The 19,669-nt window shown below is 41.2% G+C and carries 15 protein-coding genes; 5 read left to right on the top strand and 10 right to left on the bottom strand.

From position 1 onward, the window contains the following. Positions 1–21 precede the first annotated feature (21 nt). Together IR083_RS06400 and IR083_RS06395 are read right to left on the bottom strand one after the other, a co-directional pair. Complete coding sequence (locus IR083_RS06400) at positions 22–1,866, bottom strand: glycoside hydrolase family 13 protein (RefSeq protein WP_006798567.1); 1,845 nt, start codon at positions 1,864–1,866, stop codon at positions 22–24. Between the two features lie 635 nt (positions 1,867–2,501). Beyond that, positions 2,502–5,180, bottom strand: coding sequence for a 4-alpha-glucanotransferase (locus tag IR083_RS06395; RefSeq protein WP_194223662.1), 2,679 nt, complete (start codon positions 5,178–5,180; stop codon positions 2,502–2,504). 332 nt (positions 5,181–5,512) lie between these two features. On the opposite strand from IR083_RS06395, the gene IR083_RS06390 reads away from it, so the two are divergent. Then, complete coding sequence (locus IR083_RS06390; protein ID WP_194223661.1) at positions 5,513–6,313, top strand: threonine/serine exporter ThrE family protein; 801 nt, start codon at positions 5,513–5,515, stop codon at positions 6,311–6,313. A 15-nt stretch (positions 6,314–6,328) separates the two neighbouring features. Further along, positions 6,329–6,838 (top strand): threonine/serine exporter family protein, encoded by a 510-nt coding sequence (locus tag IR083_RS06385; protein ID WP_006798564.1) that lies wholly within the window; start codon positions 6,329–6,331, stop codon positions 6,836–6,838. Here IR083_RS06385 and IR083_RS06380 read toward each other — a convergent pair. Genes IR083_RS06380 through smpB form a run of 5 tightly spaced genes read right to left on the bottom strand, consistent with a single transcriptional unit; the run spans position 6,835 to position 14,638 of the window. Next, positions 6,835–7,662: a metal ABC transporter permease gene (locus tag IR083_RS06380; protein WP_194224016.1), complete on the bottom strand. Its 828-nt coding sequence runs from the start codon at positions 7,660–7,662 to the stop codon at positions 6,835–6,837. The two genes, IR083_RS06385 and IR083_RS06380, sit on opposite strands and share 4 nt — an antisense overlap. A gap of 25 nt (positions 7,663–7,687) precedes the next feature. Continuing rightward, positions 7,688–9,073 (bottom strand): DUF6056 family protein, encoded by a 1,386-nt coding sequence (locus IR083_RS06375; protein ID WP_194223660.1) that lies wholly within the window; start codon positions 9,071–9,073, stop codon positions 7,688–7,690. A 4-nt stretch (positions 9,074–9,077) separates the two neighbouring features. Further along, positions 9,078–12,770, bottom strand: a complete 3,693-nt coding sequence (gene metH / locus IR083_RS06370; RefSeq protein WP_194223659.1) for a methionine synthase — start codon at positions 12,768–12,770, stop codon at positions 9,078–9,080. Then, a complete protein-coding gene (locus IR083_RS06365; protein ID WP_194223658.1) occupies positions 12,763–14,175 on the bottom strand; it encodes a DUF6056 family protein in 1,413 nt (470 codons plus the stop codon). Before IR083_RS06365 ends, metH begins: the two co-directional genes overlap by 8 nt. Positions 14,176–14,185: 10 nt before the next feature. Then, positions 14,186–14,638, bottom strand: coding sequence for an SsrA-binding protein (gene smpB / locus IR083_RS06360; RefSeq protein ID WP_044215471.1), 453 nt, complete (start codon positions 14,636–14,638; stop codon positions 14,186–14,188). A 193-nt stretch (positions 14,639–14,831) separates the two neighbouring features. Here smpB and IR083_RS06355 point away from each other — a divergent pair, with 193 nt between their 5' ends. Together IR083_RS06355 and der are read left to right on the top strand one after the other, a co-directional pair. After that, the gene (locus tag IR083_RS06355) at positions 14,832–15,425 is read left to right on the top strand and encodes a hypothetical protein (RefSeq protein ID WP_194223657.1); all 594 of its coding nucleotides are present in this window, start codon (positions 14,832–14,834) and stop codon (positions 15,423–15,425) included. 116 nt (positions 15,426–15,541) lie between these two features. Beyond that, positions 15,542–16,855 (top strand): ribosome biogenesis GTPase Der, encoded by a 1,314-nt coding sequence (gene der, locus IR083_RS06350; RefSeq protein WP_006798557.1) that lies wholly within the window; start codon positions 15,542–15,544, stop codon positions 16,853–16,855. Between the two features lie 69 nt (positions 16,856–16,924). Here der and IR083_RS06345 read toward each other — a convergent pair whose 3' ends face one another. The 3 genes from IR083_RS06345 to IR083_RS06335 all read right to left on the bottom strand — a co-directional run bounded on the left by IR083_RS06345 (position 16,925) and on the right by IR083_RS06335 (position 18,811). Further along, positions 16,925–17,905 carry a beta-ketoacyl-ACP synthase III gene (locus tag IR083_RS06345; RefSeq protein ID WP_006798556.1) on the bottom strand — a complete coding sequence of 327 codons (981 nt, stop codon included), beginning with the start codon at positions 17,903–17,905 and terminating at the stop codon, positions 16,925–16,927. Positions 17,906–17,981: 76 nt separating this feature from the next. Then, a complete protein-coding gene (rpmF, locus tag IR083_RS06340) occupies positions 17,982–18,167 on the bottom strand; it encodes a 50S ribosomal protein L32 (protein ID WP_006798555.1) in 186 nt (61 codons plus the stop codon). A gap of 65 nt (positions 18,168–18,232) precedes the next feature. After that, on the bottom strand, positions 18,233–18,811 hold the full coding sequence (locus IR083_RS06335) for a YceD family protein (protein WP_006798554.1): 579 nt from the start codon (positions 18,809–18,811) through the stop codon (positions 18,233–18,235). Between the two features lie 548 nt (positions 18,812–19,359). On the opposite strand from IR083_RS06335, the gene IR083_RS06330 reads away from it, so the two are divergent. Next, on the top strand, positions 19,360–19,623 hold the full coding sequence (locus IR083_RS06330) for a hypothetical protein (RefSeq protein WP_006798553.1): 264 nt from the start codon (positions 19,360–19,362) through the stop codon (positions 19,621–19,623). Positions 19,624–19,669: the final 46 nt, after the last annotated feature.

Genomic DNA, 19,669 nt, shown 5'->3' with positions numbered 1-19,669 from the left:
ATTTACTTTGTATAAAAGTAATCAAAATTCTAATACCAAGACACTTCGAGGCTGCAATGTTAAAGACCCGTTACTTAAGTTTACAATATTTTCACTTATAACATCCTTTGCCTGACTCTTCGGCAACACTTCTTTATATGGCGAAAGGTCTATCGTTTTTTCACTATCCGATCCTGACAGGAATACAACAACGGACTTATCATTGTATTTACGTTCATAAACATAAACACTATTATTTGTCACAAAATGCTTTAGAGTTCCTTTTGACACAGCTTCATTCCCCTTTCTCCATTGCAATAATTTACGGAGGTAGTCGAAAGCCTCGTTCTGTTGCGGCGTTCTGTTAGCCGAAACGAACAGATCCGTCTTATCATCCTGCCATCCTCCGGGAAAATCGCGACGCAGATACCCGTCTCCTTCTCCTTTATCGGCAGCCATTAATATTTCAGTACCATAATATATTTGCGGGATTCCACGGGTAGTCAACAGGAATGCAAGAGCCTGTTTGTAACGGTTCAGATTAGAGGTTTGCTCTTCGGTCCTGTAAAAACGTGATGTATCATGGTTGTCAAGGAAGATAAGCAATTCCATAGGATCGGCATAAACTATATCCTGAGCCAGATATTCATGTATGCGCGACAGGCCTTGCCCCCAATCTGTAGTTTCCTGATCGAATGCACTGTTCATTATATCTGTAAGAGGAAAATCCATCACTGAACGCAGATAGGAATTTTTCGGATAAGCCAGCTTGCTGTCTTTCTGCCAATAAGCTACTCCTACATTGGTATTAAGCCATGTTTCGCCTACAATATTAAAATCGGGATATTCTTCTGTAACTTCCCTGCACCAGTCCGACATCATGTCATAATCGGCATACGGATGCGTATCCTGGCGAATACCGTCGATACCGGCATATTCTATCCACCAGATACTATTCTGGATAAGATATTTGGCTACATGCGGATTACGTTGGTTCAAATCGGGCATAGTCTCTACAAACCAACCATCCGCGGATCTCTTAAAGTCGTATGCTGATACGTGCGGGTCGAACTGTGTAACCGTCTTATATGAAGTCTGCACATATCCGTCAGGGTAATTGAACCAATCTTTAGATGGCCTGTCCTTAAAGAAGAAATGTTCACTGCCACAGTGATTGAAAATCATATCCATCACCACTTTCATCCCTTTAGCATGAACCTTATCCACTAAGTCTGCAAACTCCTGATTAGAACCGAAACGACGGTCTACTTTATAATAATCCGTTGTTGCATATCCGTGATATGAACCCTCCGGCATATCATTCTCCATCACCGGATTGAACCAGATGGCAGTTACACCGAGATCGTGTATATAATCCACACGGTCGCTTACTCCTTTAAAATCTCCGCCGTGACGGGCATATTGTCCGTTACGGTCTATTTTAGCTTCACGCATCCCTGCAATCACATCATTCGATGTATCTCCGTTTGCAAAACGGTCGGGCATAATCAGATAAAGCACATCCGAAGCATTGAAGCCTTCACGGTCGGCAGAGCCTGATTTCCGTTCTTTTACTTCATATGGAATTATTTTTTTGTCCTTACCCTGCTGTAACACAATATCGAACTTTTCCGGTTGAGATTCAGATAAGTCGAAATATAGGATAAGATAATTAGGACTTTCCAGCTTTACAGTTTCTTTCAGCCTTACCGATTTTGAGGTAATACTTACGTCCGATTTAGCCACACCTTCTCCGTGTATCAATACCTGCAATTCAGGATTTTTCATCCCTGACCACCAAAAAGCAGGATCTACTGTTTTTATATCGATTGCAAAAACCGATAAACTCAGAAAAACAAGTAATAATACTAAATAGATTTTCTTCATGTACTATATAATTTATATTTGATTTACGTCGATTTTGTCGCGCCTGCATTTTTTCAGTTAACAGACAATTGAAACAATATTCTCTCGCAAAAATGCAAAGTCTAACCCCGACATTTAATTCACGTTTATTGACTACATTTAGTTAAAACCTGACATATCTGACAGTTTTTTCATCGTTCTCACTTTCTCGTTTTTGCATCCGTTAACTACATTTAGTTAAAAGGTAACAAAGGTAACACGGAAAGCAATTAATAATTAAGAATGAAAAATTAATAATTAACTTGTCATACAGATCAGAGCGAAATATCCCGTCAGTGAATAGTCGTCAGTAAACAACTTGTATCTCGTGTCTTGTCTACTCGTATCTCATATAACTTTCAACTTACTACTTAAAACTCATTACTTGTTAAAAGGTTACAAAAGTTACAACCTTTCACTCATTTGCTAATATACTAATTTTAACTACACTTCGTTCTGTTGAACGATGTTTCAAATCTGCTAATTATCTTTTCAAAGAGCTATAAGCTAATAGCTAACGGCTAATAATATAGATAAAGTTATATAAAAAAAGTAACACCTGTTCAGTCATCAGTCACCAGTATAATATTATCTAATTTTTCACTCTTCCATTACATCTATTCCCTCCCCGATGAACCTACCATCGATTTAACCCTCCGGTTAAAATCTGTAGCTTCAAGTAATTCTTCCAGGGTAAGATGCATCCTGTACCGCCAATAGTGTTGCGATATAGCGGGGATATTTATGCGCTCGTCTTCAGCAACCGGACGTTTCAGTTTATCGTCTATCGACAGCCAGTCCTGAAGTGGCAGGATAGCAAGCATAGCCGGAGAATATAAATGATTACTTACAATCTGTGCACATAAATCAGATGTACATTCTTCGGGAGCAGCGCCCTGCTTCCACAATACCTGATTGTAATATTGCTGGGTCAGCTGCCTGTCTTCTTTCCACCACAAGCGGAGAGGCGACATATCGTGGGTAGATGTTGTGCAAACACTCAGGTATGGCAGGTGATGCAGGTCGTTGAACAATACCTCCCGTTCTTTTGGCATCCGTTCTATCTCGAGGCTCAATATCTGAAGTTCGTTCATCACCGAAGGCACAGATTCAGGTACCATACCCAAATCTTCACCGCAAACAAGCATCGAAGTCGAAGAAATAAGAGTAGGCAGCTTAGTCATCGCCTGATCGCGCCAATACTGCGAATGGCGGCGATAGAAAAATTCATTATATAGCCTGTTGAACGCTTCTTTGGCGCTATCGTCCAAGTCTCTGTACGAATAGTTGTACTGTGCGGTTATACGCGGATGGAACTTGTTTGGTTCGCGTTTGTCTCTTACAAACAGAACTTCGTTACATAAGCTGTATAAACCATCCCGGATAAAACTTGATTTTTCATCCTCCCTGCCGGCAAAATGAGCCTTAATCTTGGCCTGCGTATCAAATTCTTCTTTCAGCTCGAAACGCTGCCATCCGGTAGGTCGAAGGTATTTTTCAATCACCTCAGGCACATGGCTGCCGAATATATCAGCCAGGAAACTTTCGTGAATATAATGTTTCAGCATCCTGTCCTCATCGAACCAAAGGCCGTAAGAACGGATTTCATCGGCCGTAAGGGGAAGAGCCGGGCTAAAATATCCCAACAATCCCTGAACAGATGACAAAGGTATTTCCCAGATGCGGAAAAATCCCAGAATATGATCGATACGGTAAGCGTCGAAATAGTCTGCCATTTTGCGGAAGCGTTTCAGCCACCAACGGTAACCATCCTTTGCCATTTCTTCCCAATTATATGTAGGAAATCCCCAGTTTTGTCCGAAAAACGAAAAGTCATCAGGTGGCGCCCCCGTCTGTACATCCAGGTTGAACAGATGCGGCTCCACCCATGCTTCCACACTATCGCGGCTGATACCGATAGGGATATCACCCTTGAGAACGACCTCATTCTGGTGTGCATACTCTTTTACATCTACCAGTTGTTTGTGGAGCAAGTATTGTGTGAAACATGACAATTCGATATGATGTTTTGCTTCTTTGTCTGTTTCGGCCAGTTTAATAAGTTTCTTTTTGTCAAAAGCACTGTTTGTCTTCCAGTTTCTGAAATTGGCGGTTTCATATTTATCCCGAAGATAAGAGAAGCAGGCATACGGGAACAACCATTCTTCGTTCTGCTCATAAAAGGCCAGGTAGTCTTTGCTTTTTAATGTATTTGTGCCTGATTGGGTGAAAAGATCTTTTATATAACGCCATTTCAAAGCCAGAACCCTGTCATAATCGACATTCTCCAGAACGTTGAGTTCGCCTGCTTCTCTTTCGTATTTATTATATAGATTTTCATCTTTCAATGGATATGCTTTCAGCCCCAGATAGATGGGATGCAATGCGTAAATGGAGATCGCATTGTAAGGATACGAATCTATCCAGGTGTATGTAATAGTAGTATCATTGATCGGCAATACCTGTATTATTTTCTGTCCGGTCGCCACAGCCCAATCGATCATCTTTCTCAGGTCAGAGAACTCACCTATACCGAAACTGTCGTTCGAACGTAATGAAAATACGGGGATGGATACGCCCGCCGCTTTCCAGTTCAGCCAGCCATAACGGTAGGCGATGGATTCCACCTTAACCAGATCTTCTTTTGCCGGAGAGGAAGGCAATGGTGATAAGACACGGTTGAAACCCTCTTCCCAATGTACAATTTTCTTCGTGCTATTATCATAGATCGCAAGTTTGTATTCCAATGTGGTTTTTATCTGTGGTGCATTGATTGCTACCTGCCAGCTCCCGAATCTTACCTGCGTAAGAGACAGTGCATCTTCAGGTTTCCAATCTCCTAATGCTTTCGAGGCTCCGCAAAGTATCAGTTTCTGATTTTTCTTCACATTCACACAGGTAACATTAATAAGGATAGTCTTCTTATAATATTTGACTTTCGCATTGTCACCATGAGCAAAAAAACTTTCCGAGAAACACGATGTGTAAAGGAATTTCTGTTGAGGTACCCCCCGCCATACATCCTGCACATCGAACTGTTTATCAGTCTCTGTCCTTAACCAGTGCGGGCTTCCCCATTCGTGAGCTACTATGTTGCTTTGGTCTTTTACCAGATATTGGTATTCTATGTCGGTGACATCACCGGCTTCGATCTCCAGTTCCCATATGGATGGAGAAATATTTTTCATTTCCGCGGCTTTATCCTTCTCCCAATTACCCAAAGCAGGCACTGAACCGCAAACATATACAGTCTGTCCCCAATCGGTATGGTAATCTATTTGTAGTTTTAGTCTCATGAATGATGCTTTTTATGGTTTTTAGACTTATGCACTTTGTACATGGCTTTGTCCTAAACAAATCTACATAATAATGAGTTAGAATATATCCGGCTCCTCATTATTTTAGTCGAAATTAACTTGCAAACGATTGCAGGGAGCATGCTAACGAGTTACAAACAGGCGAAATACAAGTTGTTAACTGTTGTCTGTTAACTCTTAACTGAAAATTCTTATCTTTGCATCAGAATTATATATAAGTAAAAGAAAGTATTTAATAATATACTTTTAGTCTATAACAGTCTTTGGTTGTTATACCTACCAAAGTAATAAAAAGGTCTGAGACCTTAACAATGCCGGAATTTAGAAAAATAAACGAAAAAGAAAAAATATCAGCACAGCGGTTTGCCGATCTTATACTCGATATAGGGACATTCCTGCTGGCATCGGGTGCGCATTGCGGACGTCTCAGTAGCAATATAGGAAGGCTGGCCACGACATGGGAGTTCGATATAAATATGAGCCCTACTTTCAACGGCCTCACAGTTACAGTGAAAGACAAGAACGACCCTTCCAATTCCGTCACCTGCTATAAAAACTCTCCTCCACACAATGTACATCTGGCTATACTGACAGCCGTATCGCACATGTCGTGGAAAGTACAGGAAGAGAACCTGCCCATATCTTACGTGGAAAGGGAGTTTACCAGGATAAAAGCCAAGCCTAACTACAAAGATATTGTAGTGGCTGTAGCTGTCGGATTTTCGTGCGGAGGTCTTTGTCTGTTCTCGGCAGGGGACGAAAAAAATGCACTGGTAGCTTTCGTTGCTGCATTTATCGGTTATCTGGTAAGAGTTTTCTTTGCCAAGAAGAAATTCAATCCGATGATATGTATATCTATTGCTGCTTTTATCACAACGTTGATAGCAGGGTTTGGCAGATTATACGGATTCGGGGAGCATCCCGAAGCCGCCATGGCGACCGGAGTTCTATACCTGATACCGGGTGTACCTCTTATAAATTGTGTCATAGACCTGATAGAAGGTTATCTGCCTTCAGCTCTGAACCGGGCTTTATTCGGAGGGTTTATTCTGCTTTGTATCGCAGCAGGTATGACACTGTGTATTACACTGTTGGGAATAGGTAATTTTTAATCAGAAAATTAGCAAATGGAAGAACTGACAATCATAAATATATTCCGCGACTTTATCATCGCTTTCCTCGTAGGCTTTTGTTGGGCAATACTGTTCGGCTCGCCTAAACGTCTGTTGTGGGTTGCCGGACTGCTTGGCGGTATGGGGCATGCCCTCCGCTTCATCCTTATACAGCTCGATTTCGGGATGATAACGGCTACATTAGCCGGTTCGGTACTGATAGGGCTGATCGGCATTTTCGCGGCACACAGGGTAGACAGCCCGCCGGTAGTATTTACCATGCCGGCCTGTATTACAATGATTCCGGGTATGTTTGCCTATAAAACGATGCTGGCGGGAATAAAGGTTACCGACCTGCCTACAGTGGAACAAAACCCGCATATACTGATAGAGATGTCGCACAACCTGATGCTTACCATGTCATTACTGTTTACATTGGCGATAGGCATCTGTATAGGGGCACTGCTTTTCAGAAAGTCGAGCGTGAAAAATATATCGTTTAAAGATGTGATAGGAAAGGGTTAAGAAAGAGCCTTTTCCCGCTTACTTTTCTGAATGGCCTTCACTATCCATCGCGATACGAGGAATACGACTATCTGTGTGAAGATGATAAATACCCCTGATGGAACATCCAATACCGCAGACATAAACAGGCCTACAATACATCCGAAAAATCCGATAAGGATGGAAAGGATAATCATCTTTACAAAGTTGGAAGTAAATAAATTAGCCGTCATCTGAGGAACGGTGAGTATGGACATCAGCAGCACAATGCCGACAAGGCGTATCGATAGTACGATGGTAATAGCAATCGCCATCATCATGGCATACTTTATCAGGTTGACGGGCAGATTGCGTGTCTTAGCAAAATCGGAATCGAAAGCCGCGAACAGTATCTGACGGCCAAAGAGCAAAAAGACAATAATCAGCACTATGGACAAGATGGCCAGATAAGTGATATCAGGCTTTGTAATGGTGAGTATATTACCAAAGAGATAATCGGAAAGATTAGGAGCAAAGCCGGGTTTGATATATATAAAGATAATACCGACAGCCATTCCAAGCGACCAAAAAGAGCCTATTGCCGAATCTTCCCTCACCCCTTGTCTCGATGATAGCCATTCGATACCGAAAGCCGACAAGATGGAAAAGACCATAGCAGCGAGGATGGGATTCCAACCGAAATAGAAACCCATACCGATACCTCCCAGCGAAGCATGTGTTATTCCCCCGCTGATAAATACAAGGCGGCGTATAACCACATACGAGCCTACAATGCCACAGGCAATACTGGCAAAGAGACTACCCAACAGGGCATTCTGAAAAAAAGTATATGAAAGGAGGTCTATAAATTCCATAATTACAATAATAAAACTACTTAATTGAATCAGGCACTATCAGGCGAACTGATTGTATCTCGTAAAAACGTGAATAACAGTCATTCTCCCAATATCCGGGATCGTCTGAGAGGTCGGATATATAGTATTCCTCCGGCAACTCGAACCTCTTGGTGAAGACAATATCATACTCGCCTTTCTGTTTCTGTGCGTCAATATATGCCTCGCGCTCAGTCCAGAAGGAAGTTACATAGGTCAGGTTATCATATACTGTTTTATACTGAAAACCGTATATCAAAAGCAATGCAACGAAGACAATAACAGCAGGAACCTTCAAATAGTTCGCCCTAAAGTCTATATTAGCTAGCATAATTCCTATCGGTATAAGGAGTAAGACAATGATACCGAATAATGCCCTTTCGGGAAAGATTGGAGATACTACCATTACTACAAGAGCAACAGCAGCCGTAAGGATAAACAAGATAGAACTGTATATTACCTTCTGTTTATCATCTTTCTCTCTGGGAAACTTATTATATACGAATAATAGTACCAGATATATAGCAAATATAATGAGCAGGTGATTCCAGATATGAGTCAGTATATAGTTAATCCCCATCAGGAATATGTCTTTATACATTATTTCTGTCTGACCGAAAGAAGTGGTAACATCCTCAAGACGGACATAATTACCCGGAGCAGCCAGCATAATAATACATCCGATAATTGCTCCTGCAAGCCCTGTTACAGCCCATGCCGGAATTCTTAGCTTCTCATATTTATAGAGGACTAATGAAGCTATAATATAGAAGATAAGCGCTATCGCCATATTCTCGTTCGTCCATCCGGCAATGATACCGAACAGGAAGAAGAGAATAGCTTTCAATATATTATCATTAGTCACCCGTGAACGGTAGTATGCATAATACGAATACAGGAACAAGAGTATAATAAGCGTTCCCCACAGATAATTTGCCGCTCCTGTCTTCCACAATATAGTTGCAAAGAAAGCAGGTTGTGTAAACCAAATAAGCAGGCTGAATAGGAAGAATAGCACAGGATTCGGTTTATTACCCCTGTTAGCTATCATATATATTACATAGACGAAGGCTACAAATGCAAGCGAGTTTAGTACACACGTCCAGAAAAAGCCTGTCATCAGCATTGTTTCAGCTATAAAATGGACTACGCTACGTCCGCCCCAGGTCATGTAATGATTGTATTGCGAGGTGAATATATCTGAGAACGATTTTATTCTGGTAGCTTCTTCCCCGTGAACAAAGCTATAATTCCAATCATCGGCATAGAGAGGATACAAGCTATTTAATATATAGATCAGGACAAACATAACAAGCCCGGCCAGAAGCATAAGCGACAGCCTTACTTTATTATCCTTCAATATATCACCGGAAGATTCTTTCATTAAATCATATCAGGTTTGCACTCAGAAACTTGCGAATCTGCTCAGCATCCTCACCCCTTCTTTCTATATATGCCTGTAACTGGTCGTCGAGTATGTTGCCTATATTGAAATACTTGGATTTAGGATGTGAAATAATGATACCGCTCACCGAAGCATTCGGAAGCATCACGCCGTTTTCGGTCAGCTCTACACCTATTTCTTCGGATTGCAGCAAATCCTTGTTCAGCAGGAAATTGATTGACTGGTCGGGTATGGACGGATAGCCCACTGCCGGACGGATTCCCTGATATTTAAGTGTAAACATATCATTTACACTTATATTTTCATCGGGTGCGAACGCCCAGTACTTCCGCCTTATTTCGGCATGCAGCCATTCGGTAGTTGCTTCCGCCAGACGGTCTAAAACCGACTTGAGAAGCAATACTTTATATTCATCGCCCTGACGCTCGTATTCGCTCATCAGTTCATTCGCACCTACCCCTGCCGTTACGGTAAATCCTCCTACATAGTCTTTCTTTCCTGAAGACTTAGGTGCAACGAAATCGCATAGAGAGAGGTACTCCTTTTTGTCATTTTTCTTCTGTTGGCGCAGCATCGGGAAACGTATGCCGTCGATATACAGGGATTCATTATCGCTATATGATTCATAAACGCCGAATACAGCATTGATATAACCGGCCTTGTCATATACCAACTGATCGAGCAATGCCTTGGCATCTTTATACAATTGCATACCCTCGGCAGCTTTTTCCCTTTCGTGTTCAGGAAAAGAATTCAGCCATGTAGCCTTGCATGAAGGGCAATCATCTATATTCTGCACGGTGGCATAGCGTGCCGACAAATTCCATGAGTGGAAGAAGAACTTCCAGTCTATATAAGGTACAATAGTCTCAACGGGAATATGTTTCAGCGTCTGACGTCCTTTCACCTGTGGTTCGGGAGTTTTATAATCCCCCCAATTCAGTTTCATGCCCTTATCCAGCACTTCGCACAATGGAAGTAAATCCGCTTTCTTATCACCCGCCGTATCACGCAATGAAGCATATTCGGTGCGTACATCTTTTATATAGTCTTCCTTTGTTTTCGGATTTATCAACTTACCCACAGCCGCAGGCGCTTGAGAAGCATCCTTGACATATACCACCGAACCGTTATTGTATTTCGGGTCTATCTTAATTGCAGTATGCAGCTTAGATGTAGTGGCCCCGCCGATCATCAGCGGAATGGTAAAGCCTGCCTTTTCCATTTCATGCGCAACGATGCTCATTTCTTCCAGAGAAGGGGTTATCAGACCACTCAGACAGAGTATATCGGGCTGTTCTTCTTTTACTTTCTGAATAATCACTTCCGGCGGAGTCATCACCCCGAGATCGATTACTTCATAGTTGTTACAAGCAAGGATAATAGATACGATGTTCTTACCGATATCGTGCACATCACCTTTCACTGTGGCAATAACCAGTTTCCCGGCTTTATTACTTCCTGCCGAAGATGCCTTTTGTGCTTCCAGAGTCGGTTGCAGGATAGCCACTGCACGTTTCATTGTACGGGCAGTTTTTACAACTTGCGGAAGGAACATCTTACCGGAACCAAAAAGATCGCCTACCTTGTTCATACCATCCATCAGCGGTTTATCAATAATATCTACGGCCTTCGGATATACCTGAAGCGCTTCCGTCAGGTCTTCTTCCAAATAGTCGCTGATACCTTTTATCAGAGAATATTGGATACGTTCATCGAGCGGATAAGAACGCCATTCTTCCACTTTCTGCTCTGTCTGTCCTGTATTTTCATTCTTTATCTTTTCGGCATATTCAATCAGTTCATCCGTTGCCTCTGCCCTACGATTGAAGATAACATCCTCCACAAGATTTCTCAGATCGGTAGGAATATCATCATATACAACAGATTGCCCCGGATTTACGATACCCATATCCATACCCCGCTGAATGGCGTAATAAAGGAATACGGCATGCATAGCCTCACGCACATAATCATTTCCACGGAACGAGAATGAGAGATTACTTACTCCTCCGCTGATTTTGGCATGCGGCAGGTTTTCTTTTATCCATGTTATCGTTTCTAAGAAGTCGACTGCATAGCCGCGATGTTCTTCTATACCGGTGGCGATAGCAAGTATGTTGGGGTCGAAAATAATATCCAATGGATTGAATCCGTCATTGACCAATAGATTATAAGCCCTTTTGCAGATTTCGATTCGGCGGGCAAATGTATCGGCCTGACCTGTTTCGTCGAAAGCCATGACAATGACTGCCGCACCATAAGCCTTAACCAGTCGTGCCTGGCGAAGAAAATCTTCTTCTCCACCTTTTAGCGAAATAGAGTTTACAATCGGCTTACCCTGCACACATTTCAGTCCGGCTTCGAGTACCTCCCATTTCGAAGAGTCTATCATTACAGGAATGCGTGACACATCGGGGTCGGATGCCATCAGATTGAGGAAAGTGGTCATTTCCTTCACTCCGTCCAGCAAACCTTCATCCATGTTCACATCCAATACCTGCGCACCGTCTTCCACCTGCTTGTGGGCAATAGTCAACGCTTCTTCGTATTTCTCTTCCTTTATCAGACGGAGGAATTTGCGGGAACCCGCCACATTGAGACGCTCCCCTATATTTATAAAGTTGATCTCCGGCTTTGCTTCCAGTAATTCCAGTCCCGACAGCCACATATATTCAGGCTTCCGGGCAGGTTTATGCGGAGTCGCACCTTGTATGAGATCTACATATTTTGCAATGTGATCGGGGGTTGTACCGCAACATCCACCCAGAATATTTACAAGACCTTCGTCAATATATTCTTTTATCTGGCCTGCCATTATTTCGGGCGTCTCGTCATATTCTCCAAACTGGTTTGGCAGTCCGGCATTCGGATAGGCTGAAATAAAATTAGGAGCTATGCGTCCCAATTCTTTCAGGAATGGCTTCATATCTGATGCTCCGAATGAACAGTTAAGTCCGATAGATAAGAAATCGATATGACTGACCGATGCCACAAATGCGCCGACTGTCTGCCCTGACAATGTCCGTCCCCCCTTATCGGAAAGAGTAACAGAAATCATTATCGGCAGGTCAATATTGCGTTCTTTCCTCACCTCATCGGCTGCAAATAAAGCCGCTTTGGCATTCAATGTATCGAAGATAGTCTCGATAAGCAATAAATCCACGCCTCCGTCTGCAAGTCCTTCAATCTGCTCTTTGTAAGCATAATACAGATCATCGAAAGTCACCGCTCTGAATATCGGATTTTCAACTTTGGGACTCATCGAAGCTGTCTTGTTAGTAGGTCCTATAGAGCCGGCAACAAACCGTGGTTTATCAGGATTGCGCTTCGTATAATCGGCGGCGGCTTTCTTTGCCAGTCTGGCCGCTTCTGTATTTATCTCCTTTACCAAATCGGACATATGATAGTCTTCCATGGATATGGAAGTCGCATTGAACGTATTGGTCTCAATGATATCGGCGCCTGCTTCGAGATATTCACGGTGGATAGCTTCTATCACATCGGGACGGGTAAGGCAAAGCAAGTCATTGTTACCTTTCAGTAATGTAGTCGAATCTTTAAACCTGTCTCCGCGGAAATCCTCCTCTGTCAGTTTATAGCGTTGTATCATGGTGCCCATGGCACCGTCGAGGATAAGTATTCTATCCTTCAGTATATCGTGTATTTTACTCATTTTTATCTTCTATTTTCTTTATCCTTATGGTATTGACTCCCATATATAAACCAAACTTTTCAATCCAGAAATGCCCCTCTCCCACATAGGCTTCTTTTAGCGTGAAAGCAGCGAAAGGAGATGCTTCCGAGTTGAAATCAGTGTATACTACTATATCTTGTATTCCTTCTTTTTTCTGCCGTTCTATTTCTACAACCCACTCTTTATACCGCATATCAAACAACTTCATCTCGGAATATGTTTCTTTTGCCGAATAAATAAATGTAACAAGTGCGACTATAACCAGAATATAGTTTATTATTCTCAAAGGCAGGAACGATATATCTATATTAGCATATAATATCATAATAGCAACTATCAGGAAAATAAAGATACCACACCATGCCCGAGACGGAAAGTATGGCGCGCCCGACATAACCACTGTGGCAATAAGTGCTACCCCCAGAAACAGGAAAGACAGAATTAATTTTTTCCTCCGCTCTATTTTATCTTTTGGCCCTTTCCTCAAGTATATCAGCAACACACCTGCATATACAGCCATCGGCAAAAACAAGTATATATATGCCAGTTTGATAACTGTAACGAAACGGTAAAAATAGAAAGACAGACTAACATCTTCAAATCCGTGCACATTCAGTAGTTCAAACTTTCGCCTTATATTATTCCCTGGTGAAACTTGCAATATGATGCATCCGATAATAAATCCAATGATACCGAATATCATCCATTTGGGAACAGCAATCTTTTGATACCTCATTATCAAAACCAATGCAATCAGAAAGACGACAAAGGCTAACGATGTATTTTCGTTGGTCCATCCGGCAATAACACCGAATAACAATAAAAAGACACTTCTGAATGCTGCATTATTCCTTTCCCGAGCATCTAAATAATAAGAGACGAACGGATAGATAAACATCAGGATAATCAACGATCCCCAAAGGTAATTGGCACTACCTGTTATCCAGAATAAATTCTGGGACAAATCGGGTAGTAAAAACCATACCGACACAAGCAATACAATGAAGAATATGATATTTGTCTTGTTATTCTTATTTGCTATAGCATAGATAAACAGTAACAGGAGTATAAATGCAGCAGCATTGAGTATATCGGCCCATAGAGGATTTATCCAGAGTAGAAACTGAGCTATGAAATGGCCCACACAGCGTCCTCCCCATGTGAAATAATGACAATACTGACTTACAAAGATATCCCAAACAGAAGTAATCTCACTTTCGTCGCAAGCGCTGAATGCATATGCCCAATCGTCCATATATACAGGATACAGCCGATTGAGAAGAAAGCAATATACTCCCAATATAAGTATAATTGAAGCAAAAACAACTTTTACTACTTTCGATGAAGTATCACTGTTTTTTTGCATCGATCTAAATAAGTCCATCTTTGATATATTATTGTTTCATCGCCCTGTCCATAGCCCGTTTATCGTCTTTTTCACGTAGACTCTGACGTTTATCATATTGCTTTTTACCTCTGGCAACGGCTATATTTACCTTTGCAAGCCCTCTGTCGTTAAGGAAAACACGGGTAGGAACAATGGTATAGCCAGTCTCTTTTACAAGGCGTTGCATCTTTTTCAATTCTTTCTTATTCAGGAGCAATTTGCGGTCACGACGTGCCGAGTGGTTATTATAAGAACCATAGAAATACTCGGCAATATACATATTGCGAACCCACAATTCGTTTTTCTCGAATATGCAGAAAGTATCCACCAGACTGGCTTTTCCTAAACGTATCGATTTTATTTCTGTTCCGGTAAGTACAATCCCGGCAGTATATGTCTCGATAAACTCATAGTCGAAGCTAGCCCGTTTGTTCTTTATATTTATGTTTGGTTGATTCATACTTTTTGTTCTGATAACACACAACTTTTGTTAACTTACAAAAATAGTAAATATTTATTGATCTGCTTTACTGTGATTACGAATCTTCGTTCGCTCCTACCACAGTTTTTCAGTTATACTATATCCGGACTAAGAATTATAAGCTGATAAGGCAATTTTTTATTTATCTTTACATCCGAAAAGAAGTAAAGAAATGAAAAAGCTTTTATTTTTAATACTTCCCGTAATGATTGCTTTTGCTGCTTGCGGAAGTGACGATGGGATAAGTCCGATTAAAAGATGGACGGGAACAAACGACATAAGTGACTTTCAGGCGTATGTAGGTGCAACCGGAGGAGCAAAACCTATTACATATGCGCTGGACACAATGGGAAGGATCGATAGTGCAAGAAACGCTTTTTATACAAGAAAAATGAACTCTGTATACAATGCCGACCTGTTTAAAGAGATGAGTGTTTATTTCAATGAAGACAAAGTAACATATGTCGATTCGATGGGATATTATAAAATAGTATCAACCTATCATTTCAAAGACGACTCTCTTTTCGTTCTGAAAGGCGGAAATAAAGATCTGTTTATTGCTATGGGAAATATGGATACCTTATACAGGACAAAAGGCTATGCCCGCTATATAAGCCCTAAGACAGGGAATGATACGACCTCATATCATGATTTCCTTCTCACACCGGAGATAGTGGCCCGGCTGGCGGGATTCTCAGGAACAGCTGCTATGACCAATACAGGAGATACCATTGTGTGGCTCAACGCCAAATATATATTTAAATAACAGAATCTGAAGAATATTTTTTAACGGTTTGTATTTTACAAGCCGTTTTTTATTTATCTCAGATTCCGATAAAAATGCGTACCTTTGCAGCAAAATTTAAAGAGTACAAGTATATTATGGGAAATTTAGTAGCTATAGTCGGTCGCCCCAATGTGGGTAAATCAACATTATTCAATCGTTTGACCGAAAGCCGGCAAGCTATTGTAGACGAAACTTCAGGAACAACCCGCGACCGCCAGTACGGAAAAACGGAATGGGGCGGACAGGAATTCTCTCTGGTAGACACCGGAGGCTGGGTTGTCAATTCAGATGACGTATTCGAAAGCGAGATAAACAAACAGGTATCCATAGCGATAGAGGAAGCGGATGTCATCCTTTTCCTTGTGGATGTAATGAACGGGCTCACCGATCTGGATTCGAGCGTAGGTAATATGCTTCGCCGTTCCAAGAAACCTATCATATTGGTATCCAACAAGGCTGATAACTTTAACCTGCACCACCAATCGGCAGAGTTCTATGCTTTGGGATTAGGGGATCCGGTAAACATTTCAGCCATCAACGGAGCAGGAACAGGAGATTTGCTGGATTTGATCATCACCAAGTTTACAAAGAAAAGTGAGGAAGAACACCTCGAAGACATTCCGCGTATAGCCATTGTCGGACGTCCGAATGCAGGAAAATCTTCTTTTGTAAATGCTCTGATGGACGAGGAACGGAATATTGTAACCAATATAGCAGGAACTACCCGTGACTCTATATATACCCGGTTCGACCGCTTCAATATGGATTTCTACCTTGTGGATACGGCAGGTATACGCAAAAAAGGAAAGGTTACGGAAGACCTCGAATACTATTCGGTTATCCGCTCCATCAAAGCGATAGAAAACTCGGACGTATGCGTGCTGATGCTCGATGCCACACAAGGTATAGAGAGTCAGGATTTGAATATATTCTCGCTGATTCAAAAAAACCGTAAAGGACTCGTTGTCTGCGTAAACAAATGGGACTTAGTGGAGAATAAGGAACAGATCGTTATTAAAACGTTCGAGCATGCTATACGCGAACGCCTGGCTCCTTTTACCGATTTCCCGATAATTTTTGCTTCGGCCGTAACTAAGCAAAGAGTATTGAAAGTACTGGAAACCGCTAAAGAAGTATTTGTCCGCAGAAAGACAAAGATACCTACTCACAAACTGAACGAGGTATTACTTCCTATCATCGAGCACACTCCACCGCCATCGAACAAAGGAAAATACATCAAAATAAAATATATCACACAGTTACCTAACACACAGGTTCCCACGTTTGTATTCTTCTGCAATCTGCCACAATGGATCAAAGACCCTTACAAACGATTTCTGGAGAACCGTATACGTGACAACTGGGATTTGTCGGGTACACCTATTAATATTATTATCAGGGAGAAATAGAACCATATATTAAGTACAAAAAAAGGACAACCTGATGGGGTTGTCCTTTTTTAATATTATGATTTTCTATCAATATGCCCATTTCAGATATAAGGCGCCCCATGTGAATCCGGCACCGAATGCTGCAAGGATGATATTATCCCCTTTTTTCAGTTTCGATTCCCATTCATACAGGCACACAGGAATAGTACCCGAACTAGTGTTGCCATATTTCTGTATATTCACCATCACCTTATCGGCAGACAAACCCATACGGTTACCTACAGCTTCAATGATACGAATATTCGCCTGATGAGGAACAAGCCATGCCACATCCTCTTTCGACAAATTATTGCGTTCCATTATTTCTACGGAAGCGTCCGCCATCCGTGAAACTGCATGCTTGAATACAACCTGACCTTCCTGATATACATAGTGCATATCATTATCCACAGTTTCGTGTGAAGCGGGATAAACCGAACCTCCACCACGCATATGCAGATGTGGTATCCCCACACCATCGATATGTAACGAGGAATCCATTATACCGACTTCTTCAGTAGTAGGTTCCAACATTACAGCTCCAGCGGCATCACCAAACAGAGGACAGGTGGTGCGGTCTTTGTAGTTGGTTATTGCGGTCATTTTATCTCCGGCAACCACCACTACTTTTTTGTATTGTCCTGAGCGAATGAAATTAGATCCGATTTCCAGTGCATAGATAAAACCTGAACATGCAGCCTGTATATCAAAACCTAAAGCATTTTTTATACCACAAGCTTCGGCTGTCATTGCTGCTGTAGACGGAAATATAAAGTCGGGAGTAGTGGTGGCAAAAATTACAACCTCAACTTCCTCCGGCTTCGTATTTGTTTTTTCCAACAACTCCTTTACTGCTTCGGCTCCCATAACAGAAGTGCCGAGACCTTTGCCTAATACATGACGTTCTTTGATACCTACACGCGACATAATCCATTCGTCGGTAGTATCAACTATTTTCGCTAATTCTTCATTGGTCAGAATATCCTTGGGGATATATGCGCCAATACCGGTAATTGCGGCTCGAATCATTATTATTTTCTGGTTTTGTGAGTACTTAATAAAAAAAATGCCCTATGCAGGGCCTGGAGTTTTAGTAAAATATAAATTAAACTGCAGCTCCTTTTTCTATAGCTAATTTGCCTCTGTAGTATCCGCACTCAGGACAAACTGTGTGGAATACATGCCAAGAACCACAATTAGAACATACAGCCAATGTAGGTGCAACTGCTTTGTCGTGAGTTCTTCTTTTAGCCGTTCTTGATTTCGACTGTTTTCGCTTCGGATGTGCCATTTTCTTGTTTTATTTAGTTATTTTTATTTATCTGAATTAGAAAAATCAATTTTCTATTATAGTATTCAATCTTCGTCTACAGGGACATCTTTAAGGCCATCCCAACGGGAATCGGTAAATGATGAATCATCTTCATCCAGTGATATATCATCATCTGAATCGTCGTCCGGATCATCATCTGCACTCTTAGCCCTATGTTTATTTAACTTAGAAGACATCGCTTTATTGCATGTGCCCGGAGGGTGTACCTTTTTGGCAGGCAGGCTCAATACAATAAACTCATATAAGAACCATGCAATATTAATCTCGCCGTCTTCTTCCGGTATAATGACTATTTCGTCACTCTCTTCCGAGTATTCTTTTCCGAATTTAACGATCAGTTTGTTCTTTGTATCGACATCCATCGGTATATCATCCAGACATCTGTCACATGGAACATGCACTGTTCCGGTTATATCAAAATTCAGTTCGAAAGTAACGGATGTCTTCTTCAAAGATACCACAACTTTCAAATCTCCCTTTTTAACGTCGGCTGTACCGTCGTCAATCAGAGCGAAAAAGCTTTTATCCAAGTCGTACCTGAACTCATGCTTTCCTTCCGACAAACCTCTGAGAGGTATATTATATAAGCTAAACTTTCCCACGTCTGTATATATAACTCAAAAAAGAACGGCGCAAAGGTACAAAGTTTTTTTTGAATTAAAGAATAATTAATTCAAGTTTTCAGAAATTGGCTTTATCAGGCTTTTCTTCCCTTTATTTTGTATTTCGAAAAGAGTAAAACCGTAATAAATTGTAAATATGAAATTCATTTATCTATACAGGAAAAGCTGCCAGCTTATACCTGAGCGCTCTTTGAAAGATTGATACGAGAATTTAAAGTTTAAAAATTGAAAATATGTAACAGTCTTTTCAGTCTTTTTATTTCCTTTCTTGGGACAAGGGAGCTTGTTCAATCTTTCAAAGAACACATAGCTTTCAGCTATATGCATAGATAAAGTTCTCTTGGAAATATCCGATGAATACCTGTTATATTTTAAATGGACGGTGAAAATGTGAAAATATATTGATAAATAAATTCGTTTGCATAAAAATATAGTGTTAAATTGACGCTTTGAATGAACAATTTATATCCCTTGTTCCTTTTAATTAATACACCATTTATGTTTCATCTTTTAAAGTGAAGGCCGCTATGAGATTACAAGGAACTTTAAGAGTTGGGGATATTTTATACAGAGTAGACCCCAAAAGATTGTCAGTAAAGGTATTCCGGATAAGTAATGCTGATGAGAAGCAGCAGATACCGACCACTCATGAAAACTTCGTGATGGAGAAGAAAGAGTCGAGATCATTTCCGATACCTGTTGAGAAGTTCCCGTTTGAGTTTAAAGGCTTATTGTATTTTTTGACAGAAGATGATGCGAATCATTACATCAAGACTCAGATAGGAATGTGAAGCCTCCTAAAAAAACAAAAGGCCGTGAAATCATTTGTTTTTTACG

The organism is Dysgonomonas sp. GY75, from assembly GCF_015234155.1.
In the GTDB taxonomy this organism is placed as follows: Bacteria; Bacteroidota; Bacteroidia; order Bacteroidales; family Dysgonomonadaceae; genus Dysgonomonas; species Dysgonomonas gadei.
The sequence above is the reverse complement of the archived record's forward strand: the minus strand, read 5'-3'. Positions and strand labels throughout refer to the sequence as shown.

Excerpts from the sequence above, each read along its gene's own strand:
- IR083_RS06400 (WP_006798567.1), bottom strand. The coding sequence starts at position 1,866 with ATGAAGAAAATCTATTTAGTATTATTACTTGTTTTTCTGAGTTTATCG.
- IR083_RS06395 (WP_194223662.1), bottom strand. The coding sequence starts at position 5,180 with ATGAGACTAAAACTACAAATAGATTACCATACCGATTGGGGACAGACT.
- IR083_RS06390 (WP_194223661.1), top strand. The coding sequence starts at position 5,513 with ATGCCGGAATTTAGAAAAATAAACGAAAAAGAAAAAATATCAGCACAG.
- IR083_RS06385 (WP_006798564.1), top strand. The coding sequence starts at position 6,329 with ATGGAAGAACTGACAATCATAAATATATTCCGCGACTTTATCATCGCT.
- IR083_RS06375 (WP_194223660.1), bottom strand. The coding sequence starts at position 9,073 with ATGAAAGAATCTTCCGGTGATATATTGAAGGATAATAAAGTAAGGCTG.
- metH (WP_194223659.1), bottom strand. The coding sequence starts at position 12,770 with ATGAGTAAAATACACGATATACTGAAGGATAGAATACTTATCCTCGAC.
- IR083_RS06365 (WP_194223658.1), bottom strand. The coding sequence starts at position 14,175 with ATGGACTTATTTAGATCGATGCAAAAAAACAGTGATACTTCATCGAAA.
- smpB (WP_044215471.1), bottom strand. The coding sequence starts at position 14,638 with ATGAATCAACCAAACATAAATATAAAGAACAAACGGGCTAGCTTCGAC.
- IR083_RS06355 (WP_194223657.1), top strand. The coding sequence starts at position 14,832 with ATGAAAAAGCTTTTATTTTTAATACTTCCCGTAATGATTGCTTTTGCT.
- der (WP_006798557.1), top strand. The coding sequence starts at position 15,542 with ATGGGAAATTTAGTAGCTATAGTCGGTCGCCCCAATGTGGGTAAATCA.
- IR083_RS06345 (WP_006798556.1), bottom strand. The coding sequence starts at position 17,905 with ATGATTCGAGCCGCAATTACCGGTATTGGCGCATATATCCCCAAGGAT.
- rpmF (WP_006798555.1), bottom strand. The coding sequence starts at position 18,167 with ATGGCACATCCGAAGCGAAAACAGTCGAAATCAAGAACGGCTAAAAGA.
- IR083_RS06330 (WP_006798553.1), top strand. The coding sequence starts at position 19,360 with ATGAGATTACAAGGAACTTTAAGAGTTGGGGATATTTTATACAGAGTA.